Raw genomic sequence first — 517 nt, 5'->3', positions numbered from 1 at the left:
CTCGATGCCGGCATTCTCAAGCGTTTTCTGGAGGAGATATCGCGTTCCTGTTTGAGGAACAGAACGGTCGTTTTCGAAATTGCGAATGGTAACAGCACTCGCGCCGGAGCGGGCGGCGAGATCCTCTTGCGTCCATTTCAACAGCGCTCGTGCGGCGCGACATTGGGAAGAATCCATGCCGCAAACTGGTGATAACTCCCGAAAATCGCAAGCCTTTTCGGAAAACGTTGACAATGGCTTTCTAAAAACAGACAATCCTTTCGTTTTTAGAAAGCGACCGCACCGAGTGCGCGAACACCCGATGCGGCCTCACCAAAACCCCAGCTGTTAGGAGCTCGGATAATGGCTGATTCCGACAGTAGCATGAGTTCGTTTTTCGTCACCCGGCGGCGCTTGCTGGCGGGCACGGCCACGGCCGCGGCGGCGTGGCCCTTCCAGGTAAAGTCGCGAGCCGCCGAACTGACGGACGGCAGCAACGCGGCTGATCCTGCTCTTCGTCTGTGTGGCGACTGGCAAA

The 517-nt window shown here is 57.1% G+C and carries 1 protein-coding gene; it reads right to left on the bottom strand.

Translation table 11 applies throughout. The annotated features are described in order from the left end of the window. On the bottom strand, nt 1-177 hold a 177-nt coding region (locus EN780_RS37285; protein ID WP_133373000.1), incomplete at its 3' end, for a helix-turn-helix transcriptional regulator. Nucleotides 178-517 lie beyond the last annotated feature (340 nt).

Origin of the sequence: Mesorhizobium sp. M4B.F.Ca.ET.089.01.1.1 (genome assembly GCF_004022605.1) — a bacterium.
GTDB lineage: Bacteria > Pseudomonadota > Alphaproteobacteria > Rhizobiales > Rhizobiaceae > Mesorhizobium > Mesorhizobium abyssinicae.
This window is presented reverse-complemented; position numbering and strand designations above follow the sequence as displayed.